The organism is Intestinibacter sp., assembly GCF_051866655.1.
In the GTDB taxonomy this organism is placed as follows: domain Bacteria; phylum Bacillota; class Clostridia; order Peptostreptococcales; family Peptostreptococcaceae; genus Intestinibacter.
Map to the genome: position 1 here is coordinate 1 of NZ_JBJDXL010000032.1, position 1,859 is coordinate 1,859.

At 32.2% G+C, this 1,859-nt stretch carries 4 protein-coding genes; all 4 read right to left on the bottom strand.

Annotated features, from left to right (window positions below):
* Window positions 1-363: 363 nt before the first annotated feature.
* On the bottom strand, window positions 364-486 hold the full coding sequence (locus tag ACI3VO_RS00945; protein ID WP_439756101.1) for a hypothetical protein: 123 nt from the start codon (window positions 484-486) through the stop codon (window positions 364-366).
* A gap of 363 nt (window positions 487-849) precedes the next feature.
* The gene (locus tag ACI3VO_RS00950; RefSeq protein WP_439756102.1) at window positions 850-1,008 is read right to left on the bottom strand and encodes a hypothetical protein; all 159 of its coding nucleotides are present in this window, start codon (window positions 1,006-1,008) and stop codon (window positions 850-852) included.
* 18 nt (window positions 1,009-1,026) lie between these two features.
* Window positions 1,027-1,425, bottom strand: coding sequence for a hypothetical protein (locus tag ACI3VO_RS00955; protein ID WP_439756103.1), 399 nt, complete (start codon window positions 1,423-1,425; stop codon window positions 1,027-1,029).
* Between the two features lie 252 nt (window positions 1,426-1,677).
* Window positions 1,678-1,859, bottom strand: a 182-nt coding sequence (locus ACI3VO_RS00960; protein WP_439756104.1) for a hypothetical protein, incomplete at its 5' end; no start/stop codon positions are given.

The following is a 1,859-nucleotide window of genomic DNA, read 5'->3' on the forward strand; positions in this document are numbered from 1 at the left end:
AGGAGATAAGGTAGGTGGAGGAGTATCAAGTGTAGTTTGAGTCTAAGTAGATGGTTTAGAAGGTTGCTTTATTTCAATATTTGGAACTTCTTCTCCAAATTCTGCAAGTACTTCTTCTAATAACTCCATTCTCTTCTAGTAAGATTTTTTAATACCAGCTTCATTTAGAATTTCTTTCTAGTATTTATTATCCTATCTTTCAGAAAGAGTAATAGAACCAATTTGCTAAGAAGATATAAGAACTGCTCCCTATTTAGCACGAGATACACCAGTGTATAATTCTCTAAACTTCTCTACTTTTGCACTTTGGTTGTCTGTTCCATAAGGAGCTGATTCTACAATATAATATTGTAATTCTTCTCCCTACGCTTCAATAGGAGTTTGTGGTTTTAGCTTATCGCCAAATTTACTAGTTAAAGCTTTGTATATTTCTGAGTTCTTATCATAGTAAATATATCCAATCTTTTCAGATGTGGTATCTACCATTAACTAAACTTGAGCTACAATATCATCAACATTGCTAGAATTACTAAAAGAACGAACCCCATATAGACCCTTATGCTCTTCATCACCATTAAAGTACTCAAATTCTACAGGATTATCAGTACCTTTTATGTTATTCCAAGCAGCCTACATGTGCTTTAAACTGTTGGACATCTATTTAGTAGTAGTTCTAAGTGGAACTCCTAACTTCATAGATCTAGCAAAGTTGTTTCTACTGATTGTAAAATCTAATGTTTTACCTTTTACAGTAGCTTTTGATGATTTAACATTTTGGTGTACGTCTCCTGCAGTAATTACTACTATTCCATTCTCCTAAGCAAATCTAGAAATTAAGTCCAAATCATTCTAATCGTACTGACCAATTTCATCTATGAAGATTACTTTAGGAACTTTATCATATTTATTTAAAGTCATGGTATTTACGAGTCTTCCATTTTCAAACTTGTAAGTGCCATCATAGAATGTATTGTTGTTATTTCTAGTATCTTTCCAATCAGAAGACATCCACTTAAGAAGTTCCTCCTAAGATTTTGCTTCTCCTTTAAATCCAATTTTATCCATAGCTTCCTTAGCCTTAGCTGAATCTGTATGGACAAGCATTACATTTTCAAGATACTTATCGTCAATTTTGTCTATTACAGCCTTAATAGTTGGAAATACTGCATTAGTTTTACCAGTTCCAGGGGCACCCTCTATAAATACTATATTTTTATATTGAGGAAGAACATTATGATCAGAGAAGTATTCAAGTAAATCTTTAGAGAAAGCATTTCCTGATTCGTCAAACTTATTTAATACTTCCGCACGTTTGGACTCATCCATACTATTAAATTGCTCAACTGCTGTACTATGATAAGCCTCAACAAAATCATTCATTACGTCACTATTTACTATAGAAGCAACTCCTAGATATACTGCCATTTCCTAACCTGGAATTGGTGCGATTTTATCACTAAGTGCCTGTTTATAGTAATGTAAGAAATCAGAAGATTTCATAGCAGCTCTAGAGGCTAAATACCAAATAAAGGTATTCTTAGCCATTGAAGTTTTTACATTACCTTCTTTATCAGTATATTCAGTAGTTAATAAGTCTCCAGTTTGTTCAAAGAATCCTTCATCACCTGCAAAATTTCTCAGAATATCCCCAAGTTGTTCTTTTGTTGGTTTTACTTCCTAAAAGAAATCATAAATAGCATTATCCATTTTAACTATTGCTATTTCTGCTTCTAGTCTATCGTTCCTATCCCACCTATCTTTAGTTGATAAATCTTCTAATACTGATATTTCCTGTAATATATTGTTTAGTTTATCAATAGATTTCTTTGTTACAAATTTATTATTGTCTGCAATGGTCT

Coding starts and splice junctions, on each gene's coding strand:
- ACI3VO_RS00945 (WP_439756101.1), bottom strand. CDS start 486: ATGGTAGATACCACATCTGAAAAGATTGGATATATTTACTATGATAAG.
- ACI3VO_RS00950 (WP_439756102.1), bottom strand. CDS start 1,008: ATGTCTTCTGATTGGAAAGATACTAGAAATAACAACAATACATTCTAT.
- ACI3VO_RS00955 (WP_439756103.1), bottom strand. CDS start 1,425: ATGGCAGTATATCTAGGAGTTGCTTCTATAGTAAATAGTGACGTAATG.